Source organism: Vibrio splendidus 12E03 (assembly GCF_000272105.2).
Taxonomy (GTDB): Bacteria; Pseudomonadota; Gammaproteobacteria; order Enterobacterales; family Vibrionaceae; genus Vibrio; species Vibrio splendidus_I.
In genome coordinates, this window is sequence record NZ_AJZD02000239.1 from 1 (window position 1) to 316 (window position 316).

A 316-nucleotide genomic window follows, 5' to 3' on the forward strand; every position below is an offset into this window, starting at 1 on the left:
AGATGAACCCAAATTCTTCAGCGTTCTCTGGGGAATCTTGACACCTAAATGTTGTTCCATCCACAGCAAGTACATTAAGTTCTAAGTCTCTGTCTTGTTGAAGGATATTTCCGTGCCAAGCCTTCACCGTTGTGTGAAATAGAGCTGCTAATGGGCTCTCATCTAGACGTCGACGTGAATCAGTTAGGACACTAGGTGCGACACGAGACCAACTATCTTCAGGTTTAGGCTGAAGCGCAATGTCTAATGAACTGCATACCTCTTTGATAGACATGTTGCGTTGCAACCCCATCCAAATAACTAACCAGACAGCTTG

At 44.6% G+C, this 316-nt stretch carries 1 protein-coding gene; it reads right to left on the reverse strand.

Annotated features, from left to right (window positions below):
* On the reverse strand, window positions 1–316 hold a 316-nt coding region (locus A142_RS15570; protein WP_198928605.1), incomplete at both ends, for a transposase domain-containing protein.